Origin of the sequence: Sporichthya sp. (genome assembly GCF_013815995.1) — a bacterium.
Classification (GTDB): Bacteria; Actinomycetota; Actinomycetes; order Sporichthyales; family Sporichthyaceae; genus Sporichthya.
In genome coordinates this window covers 1-14,949 of the sequence record NZ_JACDFE010000102.1, presented here as the reverse complement: position 1 = coordinate 14,949, position 14,949 = coordinate 1, and the positions used below count along the sequence as shown (strand labels likewise).

17 protein-coding genes, 2 pseudogenes and 1 riboswitch are annotated in these 14,949 nt (G+C 69.6%); of the genes and pseudogenes, 10 read left to right on the top strand and 9 right to left on the bottom strand.

Features of this window, described 5'->3' with window-relative positions; genetic code table 11:
* Together H0X00_RS12775 and H0X00_RS12770 are read left to right on the top strand one after the other, a co-directional pair.
* The coding region (locus H0X00_RS12775; RefSeq protein WP_293771423.1) for an HNH endonuclease signature motif containing protein at positions 1 to 946 on the top strand (946 nt) is incomplete at its 5' end.
* Between the two features lie 140 nt (positions 947 to 1,086).
* Positions 1,087 to 1,707, top strand: a complete 621-nt coding sequence (locus H0X00_RS12770) for a methyltransferase domain-containing protein (protein ID WP_293771422.1) — start codon at positions 1,087 to 1,089, stop codon at positions 1,705 to 1,707.
* 10 nt (positions 1,708 to 1,717) lie between these two features.
* Here the strand turns inward: H0X00_RS12770 and H0X00_RS12765 are convergent, their stop codons facing one another.
* Positions 1,718 to 2,176 carry a C40 family peptidase gene (locus H0X00_RS12765; protein WP_293771419.1) on the bottom strand — a complete coding sequence of 153 codons (459 nt, stop codon included), beginning with the start codon at positions 2,174 to 2,176 and terminating at the stop codon, positions 1,718 to 1,720.
* A gap of 20 nt (positions 2,177 to 2,196) precedes the next feature.
* Positions 2,197 to 2,352, bottom strand: a riboswitch (cyclic di-AMP (ydaO/yuaA leader).
* A gap of 216 nt (positions 2,353 to 2,568) precedes the next feature.
* Between H0X00_RS12765 and H0X00_RS12760 the strand changes: the two genes are divergently transcribed.
* The 3 genes from H0X00_RS12760 to H0X00_RS12750 all read left to right on the top strand — a co-directional run bounded on the left by H0X00_RS12760 (position 2,569) and on the right by H0X00_RS12750 (position 5,302).
* On the top strand, positions 2,569 to 3,867 hold the full coding sequence (locus H0X00_RS12760; RefSeq protein WP_293771417.1) for a hypothetical protein: 1,299 nt from the start codon (positions 2,569 to 2,571) through the stop codon (positions 3,865 to 3,867).
* Between the two features lie 62 nt (positions 3,868 to 3,929).
* Positions 3,930 to 4,538: a hypothetical protein gene (locus H0X00_RS12755; RefSeq protein ID WP_293771414.1), complete on the top strand. Its 609-nt coding sequence runs from the start codon at positions 3,930 to 3,932 to the stop codon at positions 4,536 to 4,538.
* A 161-nt stretch (positions 4,539 to 4,699) separates the two neighbouring features.
* Positions 4,700 to 5,302: a hypothetical protein gene (locus H0X00_RS12750; RefSeq protein ID WP_293771412.1), complete on the top strand. Its 603-nt coding sequence runs from the start codon at positions 4,700 to 4,702 to the stop codon at positions 5,300 to 5,302.
* Between the two features lie 42 nt (positions 5,303 to 5,344).
* On the opposite strand, the gene H0X00_RS12745 is transcribed toward H0X00_RS12750, so the two are convergent.
* Entirely contained in the window at positions 5,345 to 5,764 is a 420-nt protein-coding gene (locus tag H0X00_RS12745) for a nuclear transport factor 2 family protein (RefSeq protein ID WP_293771410.1), read from the bottom strand.
* A gap of 55 nt (positions 5,765 to 5,819) precedes the next feature.
* Positions 5,820 to 6,092: pseudogene (locus H0X00_RS12740) on the bottom strand (PEP-utilizing enzyme); the annotation flags it as partial.
* Positions 6,093 to 6,175: 83 nt separating this feature from the next.
* Between H0X00_RS12740 and H0X00_RS12735 the strand changes: the two are divergent.
* The gene (locus tag H0X00_RS12735) at positions 6,176 to 6,595 is read left to right on the top strand and encodes a hypothetical protein (RefSeq protein ID WP_293771405.1); all 420 of its coding nucleotides are present in this window, start codon (positions 6,176 to 6,178) and stop codon (positions 6,593 to 6,595) included.
* Positions 6,585 to 6,965 carry a DUF5615 family PIN-like protein gene (locus tag H0X00_RS12730; RefSeq protein ID WP_293771402.1) on the top strand — a complete coding sequence of 127 codons (381 nt, stop codon included), beginning with the start codon at positions 6,585 to 6,587 and terminating at the stop codon, positions 6,963 to 6,965. The genes H0X00_RS12735 and H0X00_RS12730 overlap by 11 nt, the downstream gene beginning before the upstream one ends.
* On the opposite strand, the pseudogene H0X00_RS12725 reads toward H0X00_RS12730, so the two are convergent.
* Positions 6,966 to 7,598: pseudogene (locus H0X00_RS12725) on the bottom strand (SDR family NAD(P)-dependent oxidoreductase); the annotation flags it as partial. It abuts the gene before it with no gap.
* Positions 7,599 to 7,821: 223 nt separating this feature from the next.
* On the opposite strand from H0X00_RS12725, the gene H0X00_RS12720 reads away from it, so the two are divergent.
* Together H0X00_RS12720 and H0X00_RS12715 are read left to right on the top strand one after the other, a co-directional pair.
* Complete coding sequence (locus H0X00_RS12720) at positions 7,822 to 8,904, top strand: cytochrome P450 (RefSeq protein ID WP_293771399.1); 1,083 nt, start codon at positions 7,822 to 7,824, stop codon at positions 8,902 to 8,904.
* Between the two features lie 186 nt (positions 8,905 to 9,090).
* On the top strand, positions 9,091 to 9,573 hold the full coding sequence (locus H0X00_RS12715; RefSeq protein ID WP_293771396.1) for a nuclear transport factor 2 family protein: 483 nt from the start codon (positions 9,091 to 9,093) through the stop codon (positions 9,571 to 9,573).
* 24 nt (positions 9,574 to 9,597) lie between these two features.
* Here H0X00_RS12715 and H0X00_RS12710 read toward each other — a convergent pair whose 3' ends face one another.
* Entirely contained in the window at positions 9,598 to 9,780 is a 183-nt protein-coding gene (locus H0X00_RS12710; protein ID WP_293771393.1) for a hypothetical protein, read from the bottom strand.
* A gap of 9 nt (positions 9,781 to 9,789) precedes the next feature.
* Here H0X00_RS12710 and H0X00_RS12705 point away from each other — a divergent pair, with 9 nt between their 5' ends.
* Positions 9,790 to 11,232: an SDR family NAD(P)-dependent oxidoreductase gene (locus H0X00_RS12705; RefSeq protein ID WP_293771391.1), complete on the top strand. Its 1,443-nt coding sequence runs from the start codon at positions 9,790 to 9,792 to the stop codon at positions 11,230 to 11,232.
* A gap of 53 nt (positions 11,233 to 11,285) precedes the next feature.
* On the opposite strand, the gene H0X00_RS12700 is transcribed toward H0X00_RS12705, so the two are convergent.
* The 4 genes from H0X00_RS12700 to H0X00_RS12685 form a co-directional block, all read right to left on the bottom strand.
* A complete protein-coding gene (locus H0X00_RS12700; protein WP_293771389.1) occupies positions 11,286 to 11,999 on the bottom strand; it encodes a YceI family protein in 714 nt (237 codons plus the stop codon).
* A gap of 26 nt (positions 12,000 to 12,025) precedes the next feature.
* Positions 12,026 to 13,624 (bottom strand): PEP-utilizing enzyme, encoded by a 1,599-nt coding sequence (locus tag H0X00_RS12695; protein ID WP_293771386.1) that lies wholly within the window; start codon positions 13,622 to 13,624, stop codon positions 12,026 to 12,028.
* On the bottom strand, positions 13,624 to 14,691 hold the full coding sequence (locus H0X00_RS12690) for a hypothetical protein (protein WP_293771383.1): 1,068 nt from the start codon (positions 14,689 to 14,691) through the stop codon (positions 13,624 to 13,626). Before H0X00_RS12690 ends, H0X00_RS12695 begins: the two co-directional genes overlap by 1 nt.
* Positions 14,692 to 14,748: 57 nt before the next feature.
* Positions 14,749 to 14,949 (bottom strand): DUF3995 domain-containing protein (locus H0X00_RS12685; RefSeq protein ID WP_293771380.1); only part of this gene is annotated, 201 nt, incomplete at its 5' end.

Here is a 14,949-nt window from a genome sequence, read left to right as displayed (position 1 = left end):
GAGCCCACCGGCGTCGAGCCCGCCGGCGAGCGACGCCGCCGCCGAGGAAGCCCTCAAGCCGGCGCCCGAATCGACGTGGGCCGGCGTGCACCTCAAGGTCCGCCTCAGCACCCTGCTCGGCCTGGACCGCTACCCGGGCGAGCTGGCCGGCTGGGGCAGCGCCCACGCCGAACTCGCCCGCCAGATGGTCGACCAGCTCGGCGCCGCGCAGTGGCGCTACACCCTGACCTGCCCCGAGGGGTACCTGATCCGTACCGGCCTGACCAACGCCCGCCCGTCCACCAGCCGCAAGCGTCAGGCCTCCTGCCAGGCGGTCGTCGAGATCGTGGTCCCCGCCGCTCTGCTGCCCCAGTTGCTCAGCGGCGACCTCGCCGCGACCATCGCACCGGACCTGCTCAAGGCGTGGGGACCGGTCATCTTCGACCTGCACGAACGCCTCACCGACCTCAAGACCCAGCGTCTGCTCGACCCCCGACGACGAGCCCCCGGCGCCGCACTCCGGCGCGAGGTCATCGCCGCGATCAAGACCTGCGTCGGCCCCGGCTGCCGCGCCCCGGCCGGCCGAGGCGACATCGACCACCGCAAGGACTGGGCCAAGGGCGGCGACACCGTCCAGGACAACCTCAACCCGATGTGCCGCCACAACCACCGGCTCAAGACCGAAGCCGGCTGGCAGCTACGCCGGATCGCGGACACCTTCGAATGGACCACCCGCCTCGGGCACGTCTACCTCGTACCCGTGCCCCCGGTGCTTCCCCACCTGCCCGAACAACAGCCCAGCCCGGCCGAAGAGGACCTCTCCCTCAACGGCGACCGGGACCAACGAGGCGAACCCTGGCAGCGCTCGACCGCCTGGGACGAAACCCGGCACCTACGAGCCGAGCCGCAGCCGCCGACACCACCCCGGCCCCGGCCAGATCACGACGACGACCCGCTGCCGTTCTAAACGGTCGCGGGGCGCCCCGGCGCGCCGTGGCGGTTCCGCTCCCGCAGATCGCGGGGCGAGCAAGTCGGCGTTCACCCCTGTCGGCAAGATCGGCAAACGCGCGATGCGCGCGCCCTACTGCGCCTGACAAGATCGGCGGCATGAAGGAACACAAGATCTTCGCCGCTTGCTATGACCGGATGCTCGCCTCGATCGAGAAGAAGGTCCTCGGCCGCCGCCGCGAGGCCCTGCTCGCCGGCCTCACGGGCCGGGTGCTCGACGTCGGCGCCGGGACGGGCGTGAACATCCCCTTCTTCAAGTCGGCATCGACCGTGGTGCTCGCCGAGCCCGACGGCGCGATGCGGGCGAAGATGGACGCGAAGATCCCCAAGGCGTCGGTGCCGGTCGAGACCAGCGGTGCCCCCGCCGAGAAGCTGCCGTTCCCCGACGCCTCCTTCGACGCCGCCGTCTGCACCTTGGTGCTGTGCACCGTGCAGAACCCCGAGCAGGCGCTCTCCGAGATCCACCGGGTACTCAAGCCGGGCGGCACCCTCGTCGTCCTCGAGCACGTCGAGGCGCCGGATGAGGCGAAGCTGCACCGTTGGCAGCACCGCATCGGCCCGGTCTGGACCAAGGTGGCCGCCGGCTGCGTGCTGACCCGCGATACCGCGACCACCGTCGAGAAGGCCGGCTTCACCTTCAGCTCGCTGGAGAACCTGCGGGAACTCCCGGGGTGGATGCCGATCAGCCCGATGATTCAGGGTGTCGCCACCCGCTCGTGAGTTCCGCGCCTCAGTACCGCCCGCCGGTCCAGCGGGTGGTCCAGATTCGCTCGAGTCGCACCGTGCTCCCGGTGCGGCCGGCGTGCCAGATCCGGTTCTCGCCGCCGTAGATGCCGACGTGGAAGACGGTGCGCGTGGTGGTCCGGTAGAAGAAGATCAGGTCGCCCTCGCGTACCTGCTTACCGACCTTGCGGGCGCCGTCGAACTGGGCCTGGGCGACCCGCGGGATCTGGACACCGAGCTTGTTGTGGACGAACTGGGTGTACCCCGAGCAGTCGAAGCCCCGGGGGGTGGTGCCACCCCAGCGATACGGGGTGCCGACGTAGTCCGACGCGACCGAGGTGGCGCGCACCCCGAAGGCCTTGACGGGCGAGGGGGCTGCGAAAGCAGCCGGCTGAGCTACCAGGAAGACGGTTATCAGCGCGAGCAGCAATCCGCTGAGGCGGACGAACGAACGGCGTACGGGCATGCAGACGTGACCGAGCACGGCGGTGCCTCCGAACCCGCCGACGAAAGATGACCTGTCGGGTTCGGACGTGGAGGTTGCCCGGCCCACCATCGGTGGGCTTTACCCCGAGGACGCGATGCGCGCCCGTATTGCTGGGTCTCCCGCTCCTGCCCTGAGGAGATCGACGCCGGTCGGATAAGGGCAGGACTTGGCGCCATCCGGCGGGGCGCCCGACCGGGCACCAGGGAGCACATCGGCCCTTGCCCGGGTCAACTGAACGATTGGCGCCTGTGAGTGATCCGCAGACACGATCCCAAGAAGTTGCTGAGGAAGCGTGACAAAGGGGACATACCGCCGATAACTTTCGGGTCCGCCGTCCGGGGGTCGGCGGTTTCTGATCCGGGGGGATCTTCTTGAAGCTTCGTGCGCGCACGTCCGTCGTCGGCACCATCACCGCTTCTCTCGCTCTCGCCCTGGCAGGCCCGGCACTCGCCGTGAATGCTGCTGCGGACGCGTCCTCGGCCGTGGCCGGCGCCGCCCTGGTCCGCTTCCCGGAGTTCGCCGGGCTGACCGACAGCCGGTCGCTCCAGGACCCGCTGATGCTGCAGGGCAAGCTCACCGACGTGGCCGGCAAGGCCCTCAGCGGCGCCCAGGTCCTGCTCGCCGCCTGGCCGTCCAGCTCGGCCGTGGCCAAGCTCCCGGTCGGCGGCTCGTTCGACGTGGTCCCGGCCGCCCGCACCATCGCCGGCAAGGACGGGGCCTACCAGCTGCGCTCGCTGATCACGCCGCTGCTGATGTCGCTGTCCGGCAAGGACGGCCTCGACGTCGAGCTCGACGTCTTCCACGGCGACCGGCACTACGTGTACCTCACCCAGCTGAAGTCGGGCGGCGGAAACTGGATCCACGACTTCGTCCGCGGCGTCGACGGCCAGGCGGGCGAGCTGACGTCCAAGGCCACCAACTCTCTGGACCTGGCGCTCGACCCGGCCCAGGGCGAGAAGCTGAGCAAGGACCTCGTGCGCGGCGCCCGGATCCCGGTGGCCAACGAGCCGCTGCCCGGCGGCGCGGCGTGCGGGAAGTGGTACGTCTTCGCCACCACGAGCGCCATGACCACCGCAGCGACCGCCGTCGCGCGCAACCAGACAACGGCCGTGACCAGTTACGGCGAGGACGCCACGACCACCACCAGCACGGGCTTCAGCATCGGCGGCGCTGGCGAGTTCAAGATCAACGGCGCCCGCTCGCGAACCTCGGGGACGGGCGCCGAGTGGAATCTGCCGGCGAAGAAGAAGCAGACCCTTGCTCGGGACTACCTCGTCCAGGTCGAGCACGACACGCTGGAGCGCAAGTGCTTCGGCAACAAGTACGGCGAGTACCGCCACCAGTACGTCACCAGCCCGTCGCGCATCGTCGGGGGCTTCGACAATGTGCCCTCACGCTTCCCGCTGTGGAACTGCACGCTGGGCGACGACCGGACTGCGCTCGCGCATGCCAGCAAGGTGTGGACCACCACGTCCAAGGCGGTCATGTACGAGAAGGCCTTTACGTTCTTCCCGTTCGACGGGGCAGCCTTCACCGGTCGCGCAGCGAGTGACTACAGCGAGCACATGCAGATCACCTTCTTCTTCGCCGACAAGGACAAGGGTCAGTGGTGCGGTAGCACTGGCTTGCCCCGCACGCCTGGCCAGCGTGTGCAAGGCTTCCAGCTGTGACCCAAGCCGACGGCCCCGCAGCGGGAGCCAGTCACCGCCGCTTGGCGGTGGTCCTAGCTGGCGTGGTTGCACTGGCGGCCTGTGTCGGCGGCATAGCAGTGGCCCGCAGTGGCGGAAACGCCACTGCCGAGTTCGTGGCCGCCGAGCCAGAAGCCGGCTACGTGATGTCCCTGAAGAAGTCAGAGCGGACCTTCACGCTCAGCTCCATCTACATTCAGCGGCCGGGAGACGAGGTGCGGGTTCTCGAAGTCCGCGCCCTCACCTCGCCCAACATCGAATTCATCGGTGCCGTCAACGTGTGGCCGAGTGAGTACAGAGCCACGCCGCTCTCCGTCGGCCCGGGTTATCCGGCACCGGAGCTGAAGGTTCACCACCCGCTTCAAGAAGCAGTTCCGGCGGCCGAGACAAGCCTCGCGCCGCAGCCAGGGGTCACATCCGCCCCGCCGCTCGCCGTAGCCGCCGGTTTCCGGGTTGTGTCCGGCGACCTGGGCGCCGTCAACGGTGTGCGAGTCGTTTACACCGCCAACGGCAAGAAGGTCACGGAGACCTTTCACGAGGCCGTGATCGTCTGTGTGGACCCGCGACCTTGCGACGAGCCCGAGGGCATGGATTTCAACACCTGGCGCGACGGTGTGCTGAACCAGTTCGGCCTGCTGCCCAAGGAATCCTGACCGACCTTCGCTCGGTCACTACGTACTTCGCCGGTGCCACGTGGCGCCAGCCATCTCGATTCGGGGGGATCGACATGTACTACGACTGCCAATGGGACCGTCCCGCGATGCTGAACCGGCCTTCGTGGCTGACGCGGCGCGTCATCGCCAGGATCTCGGCAATGGTCCTCGTCGTTGCTGTCATGGCGGCGGGAACGCTCACCTGGCGAGCAACCCGTCCCGAGCCGTTCCGGGTCGCGGCCCCAGAGGTCCTGTTCGGCGGCATCGCTATGAAGGACGACCACAAGTTCCACATGGGTGTGGCCGAGATCCAGGCGCATGGCAAGGACGTCACGGTCCTGGAGGTCACCGCGCTGGCGTCCGACAACGTGGAGCTCCTCGGTGCAGTGACCAGCTACGGCCCGGACGTCGCAACGCAGGGTGGTCCCGGGGGCGGCGGGTCGGCGTTCCCTCCGAAGTACATGAACACCGTCCACCCGATCGGCGAGGTCATTCCCGCCTCGGCCACGTCCTACGTCCCCAAGCGCTGGGACCATCCTGCGCCCATCATCGTCAGCGCGGGTTTCCGCCTGATGTCTGGCCACTCCGGCGGTGTGAACGGGGTCCGCATCGTCTACAAGGTCGGGAACAGGCAGCACACCGAGATTGCTCGCTTCGCCGCCGTCGCGTGCGACAAGACATGCGACAAGGCCGCCAAGAACGACTCGGACTACTACGAAAAGGTTCTCCGCGCACACGGCCTGCTGCCGGCCGACGAGGACTGAGCGCATGCTGCTCCATCAGTTGCTCACAGATGAGCGGCGAGGCTACGGCGTGATGCGGGTCCAGAGGTCGTCGAAGTGCGGCCCGTCGAAGAAGGCCGCACCGTCGACGACCTTGCCGCCTTCCATCCGCAGGAACCAGGCGTAGGTGTTCTCGTACGGCACGCCGTCGCTCGCGACACCGCGGCCCTCGAAGTACACGATGACGGTGTCGCCGTCGGCGTGGATCGAGCGGATGGTCACAGGGCGGAACGGTTCGGCGGAGCCGGCGAAGCGGGCACCGAAGGGCGTGAGGACGCGGGCGAAGAAATCGGCCTTGTCGGCGTAGTCGCCGGCCGCGAGCGAGCTGTTCTCGATGCGCCAGGTCATCCGGTCGGCGAAGAGGTCGCCGATGTGCTCGCCTCGGTCGCGCCAGCCCTCGAAGGCGACTGTGACGATCTTGCGGTTGGTCTCGGTGTCGGACATCTTGCTCCCCTGGTCGGCCGGACGGGGCGATCGTAGGTCCCGCACCTGAACAGCGTCAGGCGCGTTGGAGCACCGTCACCGTGCCGGCGTCGCCGTCGACGCGGACGAGGTCGCCGGTACGCAGGTCGCGGGTGCCGCTGCGAGTGTTCACCACGCAGGGCAGGCCGAGTTCGCGGGCCAGGACGGCGGCGTGGGAGAGCGCGCTGCCGATGTCGACGACCAGCGCGGCGGAGATGAACATGACCGAGGACCAGGACGGATCGGTGGTCGGCGCGACGAGGATCTCGTCGGGCTCGACGGCGTCGAAGTCCGGGGAGAGCAGCACCCGCACGCGATGGTCTGGTGCCCCAGCTCTGGGGAGCGCGTCATTTGACTGGTTCACGCCGTAGCAATCCCGCTACATTGGAGTGCATGACCCCGACCAACGTGCGCTTTCCCGACGCTGTCGACGCAGGACTCGCCGAGTTCGCGCGCCGAACTGGACTGCCCAAGTCGACCGTCGTGGTCACTGCGGTCCGGGAATGGCTGACGATGCAGACCTTTCCCGGCGTGGTCTTTCGCACCGTGATCACCGGCGAGCGCCGTGCGGCCCTGGTGGTCGGGCCCGAGATCTGGTCGGTCGCAGACTCATGGCTGGCGCATAAGGGCAGGGAGCGCAAGCCGTCGATCGTCGCCGCGACACTCGGCCTGCCACAACGGGAGATCGAGACCGCTCTGGCCTACTGGGCAGCGAACCGCGAGGAGATCGACACCCAGATCGCGAACCATCACGCCGCACAGGACGAGGCCCTGGCCGCCTGGCAGCGCCGGCGGGAACTGGATGCCCTTTAGCCACGCGAGGCCTACTCGCCTCCGCTACTTGCTGGACGCGCACTACTCGCCCGCGTTGGCCGCAGACCTCATAGCCGCCGGGTTCGACACCCTGGCGGCCGTTGCGCACCCCACGCTGCATGACGCGGCGGACAGCGAGGTCCTTGCCTTCGCTGCCGCAGAGGATCGGGTCGCGGTAACCGAGGATGTCACCACCTTCGGACTCGCGATCGCTCTGGTGCCTAACCATGTCGGCGTCGTGTACTGCCACCAAAGGCGGTTCCCCAGGCGTCCCTCCGGCCTGAACCGGATCAAGGTCGCGCTTGAATTGCTCGGCAAGAACCCACCGGCCGGACTCGGCCGCGACCCGGTCGTGTGGTGGCTGGACTGATCAGTCGCCGGGGCGCGGGGTCTGCCACGGCATCAGCGAGCGCATCTCCAGCCCGCCGTCGACCGGCAGCACCACACCGGTGACGTAGGCCGAAGCGGCCGAAGCGAGATACAGCGCTGCGTGCGCAACGTCGTCCGGGTGACCGGCCTTGGGGGGCTCGGGCCGCCGCCAGGCGTCCGGGCGGGGGTCGGGCTCGACGCCGCGGCGCCGCTCGCCATCGCCGTGGTCGACCCGGATCGCGTTGGCGCGCACGCCCAGGTGCCCGTAGCCGGCGGCGAGCGAGCGGGTCATCGCCTCCAGGCCGGCCTTGCCGGCGGAGTAGGCGTCGAAGCCCGGCATCGCCTGGGACGCCGCGATCGAGGAGATGTTGACGATCGCCGACCGGCCCGAGCGGACCAGCGCCGGCAGACAGTGATGGGTTGTCAGATACGCCCCGGTCAGCGTCACGTCGAGGAGCTTCGCCCAGTTCGCCGGCGTCATCTCCCCGATCGGGCCGTCGACGGAGCGGGTGTGCAGCAGATCGGTCGGGCCGGCGTCGTTGACCAGCACCGACAGGTCCCCGCACGCGCCGGCCAGCGCGCGCACATCGGTGTCGGAGGTGACGTTCGCGGGAACGAACTCGATCCCGGTCTCGGCGGCGAAGGCATCACCCGTTCACGGTTGCGGCCGCACACCACGACTTTGGCTCCGCGTCGCGGAACAGGAGGGCGATCGCCGCCCGATGCCACTGGTCCCGCCGGTGACCAGGGCGCGCTCGCCGTCGAGGCGGAAGGGATCGTCGCTCACAGCGCCGACGCTACGCCCAGAAAGTCGCGTTCTCAATTCCCGACTATTGCTCTGGGCTAGCGTCGCGGACATGACCGAGGCGTGCCCGCACGACGGCCTGTTCGCTGCCGCCACCACCGAGCTGGTGCGCTGTCCCTACCCGGTGTACGAGCACCTGCGCGGCGAGCACCCGGTGCAGTGGATCCCGGCGCTGACCGCGTTCGCCCTCACCCGGCACGCCGACGTCCTGGACGTCCTGCGCCGCCCCGAGGACTGGTCCTCGACCCGGCAGTCCGGTCCGGGCGCGGCCACCACGCTGGCCCGCGCGGCGGCCGAGGATCCGGAGTATCCCGACCGGGTGCGGGCGGCCGCAGTGCGCCGGATCGGGATCGCGGAGAAGGGCGCGGCGCTGGTCAACTGCGACCCGCCCCGGCACGCCGAGCAGCGCACGATGATGAACAAGGTCTTCTCCCCGCGCCGGGTCGCGCTGCTCGAGCCGCCGATCCAGGAGCTCACCACCTCGCTCGTCGACAGGTTCGCCACGAAAGGCGAGACCGACGTCGTGGCCGAGTTGGCCACTCCACTGCCGATGACGGTGATCGCCCGTGCGCTGGGCATCGAACGGATGGACCTGGCGACACTCAAGCGCTGGTCGGACGCGTTCGTGCGCGCCAACGGCCGGCCGAACTTCACCCGCGCCGACATCTCCGACCTGATCATGTCCCTCGACGAGTGCTACGACTTCTTCGAGGCCGAGATGGAGGACCGGCTCGCCAACCCGCGCGAGGACCTGGTCACCGACGTCGCCCAGGCCGACCTCTGCCACGAGGAACGGCTGCAGATGCTGACGCTGTTCCTCATCGGCGGCAACGAGACCACCAACAGCCTGATCGCCTCCTGCATCTGGCTGCTGTGTCGGCAGCCGGAGCTCCAGGACCGGTTGCGCGAGGATCCCGCCCTGATCCCGCCGTTCGTGGAGGAAACGCTGCGGATCGAGCCGCCGGTGCAGGGCCTGTTCCGGATCGCGCTGCACGACACCACGGCCGGCGGCGTGCCGATGCCCGAGGGCACGTTCGTCTGGCTCGTCTACGGCGCGGCCAACCGCGACGGCGCCCAGTTCCCGAACCCGAAGCGCTCCGCCTCGACCGCGGCGCCGAGGGGCGCCGGCACCTGACGTTCGCTCAGGGGCCGCACTTCTGCCTCGGCGCCCCGCTGGCCCGGGCCGAGGCGCGCATCGCACTGGAGACCCTGCTGGCCCGGACGCGTAACCTCGCCCTGGCACCCGACGAGGAAGCCAACTCCTGGGCGCCCAACCTCGTGCAGCACAACCTGACCCGATTGAAAGTGGTGTTCACGCCCCATGAGTGACGCGTCCGCCGGAGTAAGACGCGAGATCACCGACGCACTGCACCGGTACTGCCGCGGCATCGACCGGATGGACGCCGACCTGATCCGCTCCGCGTACCACTCCGACGGCTACGACGACCACGGCGACGTCTTCCGCGGCAGCGTCGACGACTACATCCCCTGGGTCCTCGGCGTGCTGGCCGAGCGCTTCGACTCCACGATGCACACGCTCTCGAACATCTCGATCAACGAGGACGGCGGAGTCGCCAACGTCGAGAGTTACCTGATCGCCTACCACGTCACCAAGGGCGGCGGCACACTGAAGGTCTTCGGCGCCCGCTACGTCGACCGGTTCGAGGACCGCCCCGGCGGCGGGTGGCGGATCACCCATCGCACACTGGTCTCGGAATGGCAGACCGAGCAGGTCGGCCAGTTCGTCGTGACCCCGCCGGGCACCGTCCCGCCCACCCGCGACCGAACCGACCCTTCCTACTGACGCGCTGCGTCCGGCAGGGCAACGTCAGCCGTCGCGCCAGATCGGCAGCGTCAGAACGTCGCCCATCCGCTCCCGCTCGTCGCGGTGCAGCCCAGCCAGCCGCCCGAGGATCGACTCGCCCTCGCGGGGGAGCACCACCCGCACGACGCGGGCGTCCTCAGCGCACTGCGGGACGCGGATTCCGGGCGGCGCCGGGTCGGGTGACAAGCTTCTCCGGTGGAGGGCATCGAGCCGGATCGGCTGGCAGCAGCGTTGGTGGTGCTTGCCGAAGTCGAGGAACTGCCCCACGACCACCCGGACGCTGTCGCCGTGCGACGTGCCGTGGGCGGGCTGTTCAAGACCGTCAAGCTCACCCGGCGGGCGGAGCGCCAGGCCCGCGAGCGCGCCCATGACGACGCCGTCACGGCGGCAACCGCCACCGGCGCGCCGGGGCGCATCGACGACGAGACGGCGGGCGCGTTCGCCCTCACCACCGAGACGACGACCGACCTGGCCGGGATCCTCACCCGGCCGCGCGGCTGCTACATCTGCAAGGTCCGCTACGTCGAGGTGGACGCGTTCTACCACCAGCTCTGTCCGTCCTGCGCGGCGTTCAACCGGGCCCGCCGGGAAGCCCGCACCGACCTGACCGGCCGCCGCGCGCTCCTCACCGGCGGGCGGGCCAAGATCGGGATGTACATCGCCCTGCGGTTGCTCCGCGACGGCGCCCACACCACGATCACCACCCGCTTCCCCTCCGACGCGGTGCGCCGGTTCAGCGCCATGGAGGACAGTGCGGACTGGCTGCACCGGCTGCGGATCGTGGGCATCGACCTGCGTGACCCGGCGCAGGTGATCGCGCTCGCCGACTCCGTTGCCGCGGCCGGGCCGCTGGACATCCTGATCAACAACGCCGCGCAGACTGTGCGCCGCAGCCCCGGGTCCTACTCGCACCTGGTCGCCGCGGAGTCCGCGCCGCTGCCGGACGGTCCGCTGCCCGACGTGCTCTCACTCTCGGGCGCGGTGCGCGAGCACTCGAAGGAACTGACGAACCTGGCCGAGCACCCCCTCGCGGCGACGGAATTGACGGCGAACTCACTCACCGCGCTCTCTCTCACCGCGGGTTCGTCGTCGCTGGATCGGGTCAGCGCCGGCACCGCGATCGACGCCGGGGGACTGGTTCCCGACCTGGCCGCGGTGAACAGCTGGACCCAACTCGTCGACGAGGTCGATCCCCTCGAACTGCTCGAGGTCCAGCTCTGCAACTCGACCGCGCCGTTCCTGCTGGTGTCCCGGCTGCGCGCCTCCCTCGCGGCCTCGAGCGCCCGGCGCAAGTACGTCGTCAACGTCTCGGCGATGGAGGGCGTGTTCGCCCGCGGCAACAAGGGCCCCGGGCATCCGCACACCAACATGGCCAAGGCCGCGCTGAACATGCTCACCCGCACCAGCGCCCAGGAGATGCTCGACCGCGACCGCATCCTGATGACCGCCGTCGACACCGGCTGGATCACCGACGAGCGCCCGCACCCGACCAAGGCCCGGCTGCATGAGGAGGGCTTCCACGCGCCCCTCGACCTCGTCGACGGCGCCGCCCGGGTCTACGACCCGATCGTGCGCGGCGAGGACGGCGAGGACCTGTTCGGCGTCTTCCTGAAGGATTACAAGCCCGCCCAATGGTGAGGCGCTGTGAGCACGTCCTGGCGGGCCAGCAGCCGGCCCAGTGCCTCAGCGCGTCAAGGACCTCGTCCGTGGTCTGGCCGCCCCGGGCGCAGGTCACCCAGCCTGCGAAGAATGCGAGAAGGATCCCCACGGTTACGTCTCCGGGAACTGTCGGATCGAACCCGCGTCGCGGTGAGCCGGAACTGCACCGTGACGGCGGGGTAGATCTTGAAAGCCAGGATCGAGGGCATCTCGATCTCGAAGTCCCGCATGTCTACGTCCTCGCGGCCGGTGGCGATCATGGTGTTCTCGTCCGGCATGGCGAGGTCGAGAATCCCGGTCAGACGCCGGGTGGTGCCGTGGATGGTGAGGTCCCCCTCCGCCACGAACCGCCCCCCTCCCTCCGACCTCGCGGCGCGCATCTCGACCGTGATGTACGGGAAGCGCCGCTGGTCGAGGCGCCGACGCAGTTCGTTGTCATAGAGCCCGTTTCCGGACTCCAGCGCGAGGACGGGGATCCGCATGAACGCCGCTGTCGGCACGGCGGATTCGAGGTCGACCCCGGAGATCGTGAATTCGGCCCGGCCATCAAGCGTCATCGTTCCGAAGGTGATGGGACCTGCGGTGCTCTCAGCTCCCACCAGTACGGCGGACCGCTCGGACACCAGGCGGAACGTTTCGCATTCACCCAACGCGGTCACCCGCTTCCTGCCTTCACCGTAGTCCGCGTCCACGGCCCCGGCTAGCGCAAGAGGAACTGACTGGCCGCCAGACGCCGCCGTCGTCACACGCGACCTTGAGCTCCATCGTCAGCTTACGGCAGAACGCGGACCAGGTTCTTCTCGCCGTCGACCAGGATCCGGTCGCCGTCGCGCAGCAGGCTGGTGCCCCGCTCGGTGCCGATCACGTACGGGATGCCGAGCTCGCGCGCGACCACCGCGCCGTGGCTGGCCGACCCACCGACGTCGATCACCAGCGCCTCGGCCAGTGACATCAGCGGCGCCCAGCTCGGGTCGGTGAAGCGGCAGACCAGGATGTCGCCGTCGTCGAGGCTGATCGCGTCGTTGACGTCGAGCAGCACCCGCGCCCGGCCCTCGACCTGCGCCCCGCCGGAGGCGGCGCCGGAGAACTCGACCGCACCGCGGTCGCCGGTGGCGGGGGCCTCGCGGCGGATCGCCTCGGGCATGCCGTTGAAGAACACCGGCAGCTCGACCTGACGGTGCGCAGCGCGGTAGCCGCGGCGCGCGGTCACGATCTCGCGCGCGTTGGGCAGGCGCCCGGCGGCGAGTTCCTGGCACTCCTCGAGCTGCAGGTAGAACACGTCGTCGACTTCGGCCAGCGTGCCGGCCGCGACCTGCTCGGCGCCGAAGTCGCGGGCCGCGCGGCGCACGCCGTCGATGCACATCAGGTACGCGGCCTTGCCGACCTGCAGGGTGCGCACGATGTTGCGGCTGCGGCGCATCAGCCAGCGCATCGCCGGGCGCTTGGCCGCGGAGGTGGCGGCGAGCAGTGCCCGCTCCGCCTCGGCGCCGAGGGCGACGGAGCGGGTCTCGCGGTCCTTGGGCCGCTCGGTGTCCGTGCGCTCCGCGTAGGACTTGGCCAGCGCGCGCACCGGGGTGGGGTCCTCACGCCAGACGCGGGCGTCGACGTTGCCCTCGTTCGGGCCGTGGTAACCCCAGAGCCGGATGAACTCGGCCTCCTCGAGCTGGCCGTGGGCCACGCGCCAGAGGTCGTCGGCCATCCGGGTCTCGAAGACCTCGCCGACCCCCGACATCAGCCGGGTGCCGAGCAGCGGGTCGCCGGCCTTCTTCGCGGCGTCGGTGATCGCGCTCTGCGCACCGGAGAAGACGAAGCGCCACGCGCAGTGGTCGCCGAAGACCTTCTCGAACCTCGCGCGCCCGGCGACCAGTCGGTCGATCGCCGGTGCGGTCGCGCCGTTGTCGAGGACCTCGCGCTCCCACCAGGTGCGGACGTCGCCGTAGTGGGCGTGCATGACCTTGCTCTGGCGGACCAGGGTGAGCGGGGCCTTGACCATGATCACCGGGATGCGGGACTTCTTGCCCTTCACCGGCGGGGCATCCGGGCGCACGCTGCCGCCCAGGTCGCGCTCGAAGTCATCGCCCGAGACGCCGGGCAGCGTCACGACGATCGCGCGCACGGCGTCGACGTTGAGCGCAATGCGACCGTAGAAGATCGTCAGGCCCCAGTCGTTGGTGTTCTTCGAGGCCTGCTGCTTCGACGGCAGCACCCCGAACGCCTTCATCGAGTACTGCCAGCCGCGTTCGGCCGTCTCGCCCCAGATGCTGATGTCCAGCGGGGACATCACATCCGGGGCAGCCTCGCCCAGGTTGGTCGTCGTCCAGTAGCGCCCGGGCTCGCTGGTACCGAGCGTGGGGTCGGAGACCTGCGGCACTAGACCGTCACCCGGGCCGCGTGCGCCTCGACGACAGCGGCGGTCTCGCCCGGCACGGCAGCGTCGTCGGTCTCCGAGAAGTCCCACGGCCGGCTCTCCGGATCAAAGGGCTCGTAGCCGAGGAACACGTTGAGGATCATCGCGGTCAGCGCGATGGCCAGCGCCCAGGTCGACAGGCCCGCGAGCTCGGTGACGAACCAGTTGTAGTCGCCGTTGACGACGATCCAGCTCGGCATGCCGATGATCGCGTAGGCGGCGGCGACACCCGCCGGCACGACCAGCAGCATCGCGCTGGCCTTCCAGCCCTTGAGCAGGTGCTGGTAGCGGTAGGCGACGGCGGCCGGCAGCAGCGCACAGCCGATCGCGTTGCACGGGGTCCACCAGATCGGCAGCTCGTGCCACCACATCGGCTGGTTGCCGTAGTAGTGGTAGATCCCGCCGAAGCCGACCAGGATCTCCTCGAAGATCGTGTAGCTCAGGCAGGTGACGCCCATGAAGACCCAGACGTGCTTGGCCTTCGGCCGGGTCAGCAGCACCTTGAGAGTCGAGACCGCGAACGCGCCGGCGCCGAACCACCCGGCCAGGATGAACCAGCCCATCTGACGGCCGAACAGATCGAAGGCGTGGTCGCCGTCGCTGACCGGGTAGTAGACCATCCCGATGATGTCGACAAAGACCTCGGGCACGACGATCACGACGGTGCCGAGCGAGGCGAAGAACGGCAGCCAGTCGTTCTTCTTCACGATGTCGCGGATGCAGAGCAGGAGCCCGGCCAGGCCGAGGCCCCCGAGCAGGACGATCGCCCAGAGGTTGTGGCCACGGTCGTAGGGGAAGTCCGCGTTGGTCGGCACCGGCGGGACGCCGGTGTTCTCGTTCAGGACCACGTCCGGCACGTAGGACGGCGGGCTGCCGAGCCCGGTGATGATCAGGTCCAGGGCGGCCAGCACGACGAAGAACGCGAGCAGGCTCAGCGCGAACGTGCGGGTCCGCGCGCGCTCGGCGGCGCTGCGCTGGCGGGGCTTCGGCACTGTCATCGCGGGCGACCCCATCGTCGTGATTCGGCTCACCGAATAGTCGTGTACTAGACCTTTCTAACACAGACCTCTGGCGCCTGGACAGGGTGTCTACCGGGCCGCTCGCGCACTGGACACGGCGAGGGCGAGGCACAGCGGCCGGTACCAGCGGTTGTCCAGGCGCCGGAACCGTTCGGAGGGCGCCGGCATGCCCAGCAACCGAGCAGCGGCGACTCCGCCCACGGCTGCGCGGCCGGCCAGGACCGCGGCGACCGTCCATCGGCCGGAGCGGGCGACGAAGCTCTGCCCACC

Bases quoted from the DNA above. Each gene is read 5' to 3' on its own strand.
- H0X00_RS12745 (WP_293771410.1), bottom strand. From the start codon at position 5,764: ATGTCCGACACCGAGACCAACCGCAAGATCGTCACAGTCGCCTTCGAG.
- H0X00_RS12770 (WP_293771422.1), top strand. From the start codon at position 1,087: ATGAAGGAACACAAGATCTTCGCCGCTTGCTATGACCGGATGCTCGCC.
- H0X00_RS12765 (WP_293771419.1), bottom strand. From the start codon at position 2,176: ATGCCCGTACGCCGTTCGTTCGTCCGCCTCAGCGGATTGCTGCTCGCG.
- H0X00_RS12750 (WP_293771412.1), top strand. From the start codon at position 4,700: ATGGTCCTCGTCGTTGCTGTCATGGCGGCGGGAACGCTCACCTGGCGA.
- H0X00_RS12715 (WP_293771396.1), top strand. From the start codon at position 9,091: ATGAGTGACGCGTCCGCCGGAGTAAGACGCGAGATCACCGACGCACTG.
- H0X00_RS12730 (WP_293771402.1), top strand. From the start codon at position 6,585: ATGCCCTTTAGCCACGCGAGGCCTACTCGCCTCCGCTACTTGCTGGAC.
- H0X00_RS12720 (WP_293771399.1), top strand. From the start codon at position 7,822: ATGACCGAGGCGTGCCCGCACGACGGCCTGTTCGCTGCCGCCACCACC.
- H0X00_RS12735 (WP_293771405.1), top strand. From the start codon at position 6,176: ATGACCCCGACCAACGTGCGCTTTCCCGACGCTGTCGACGCAGGACTC.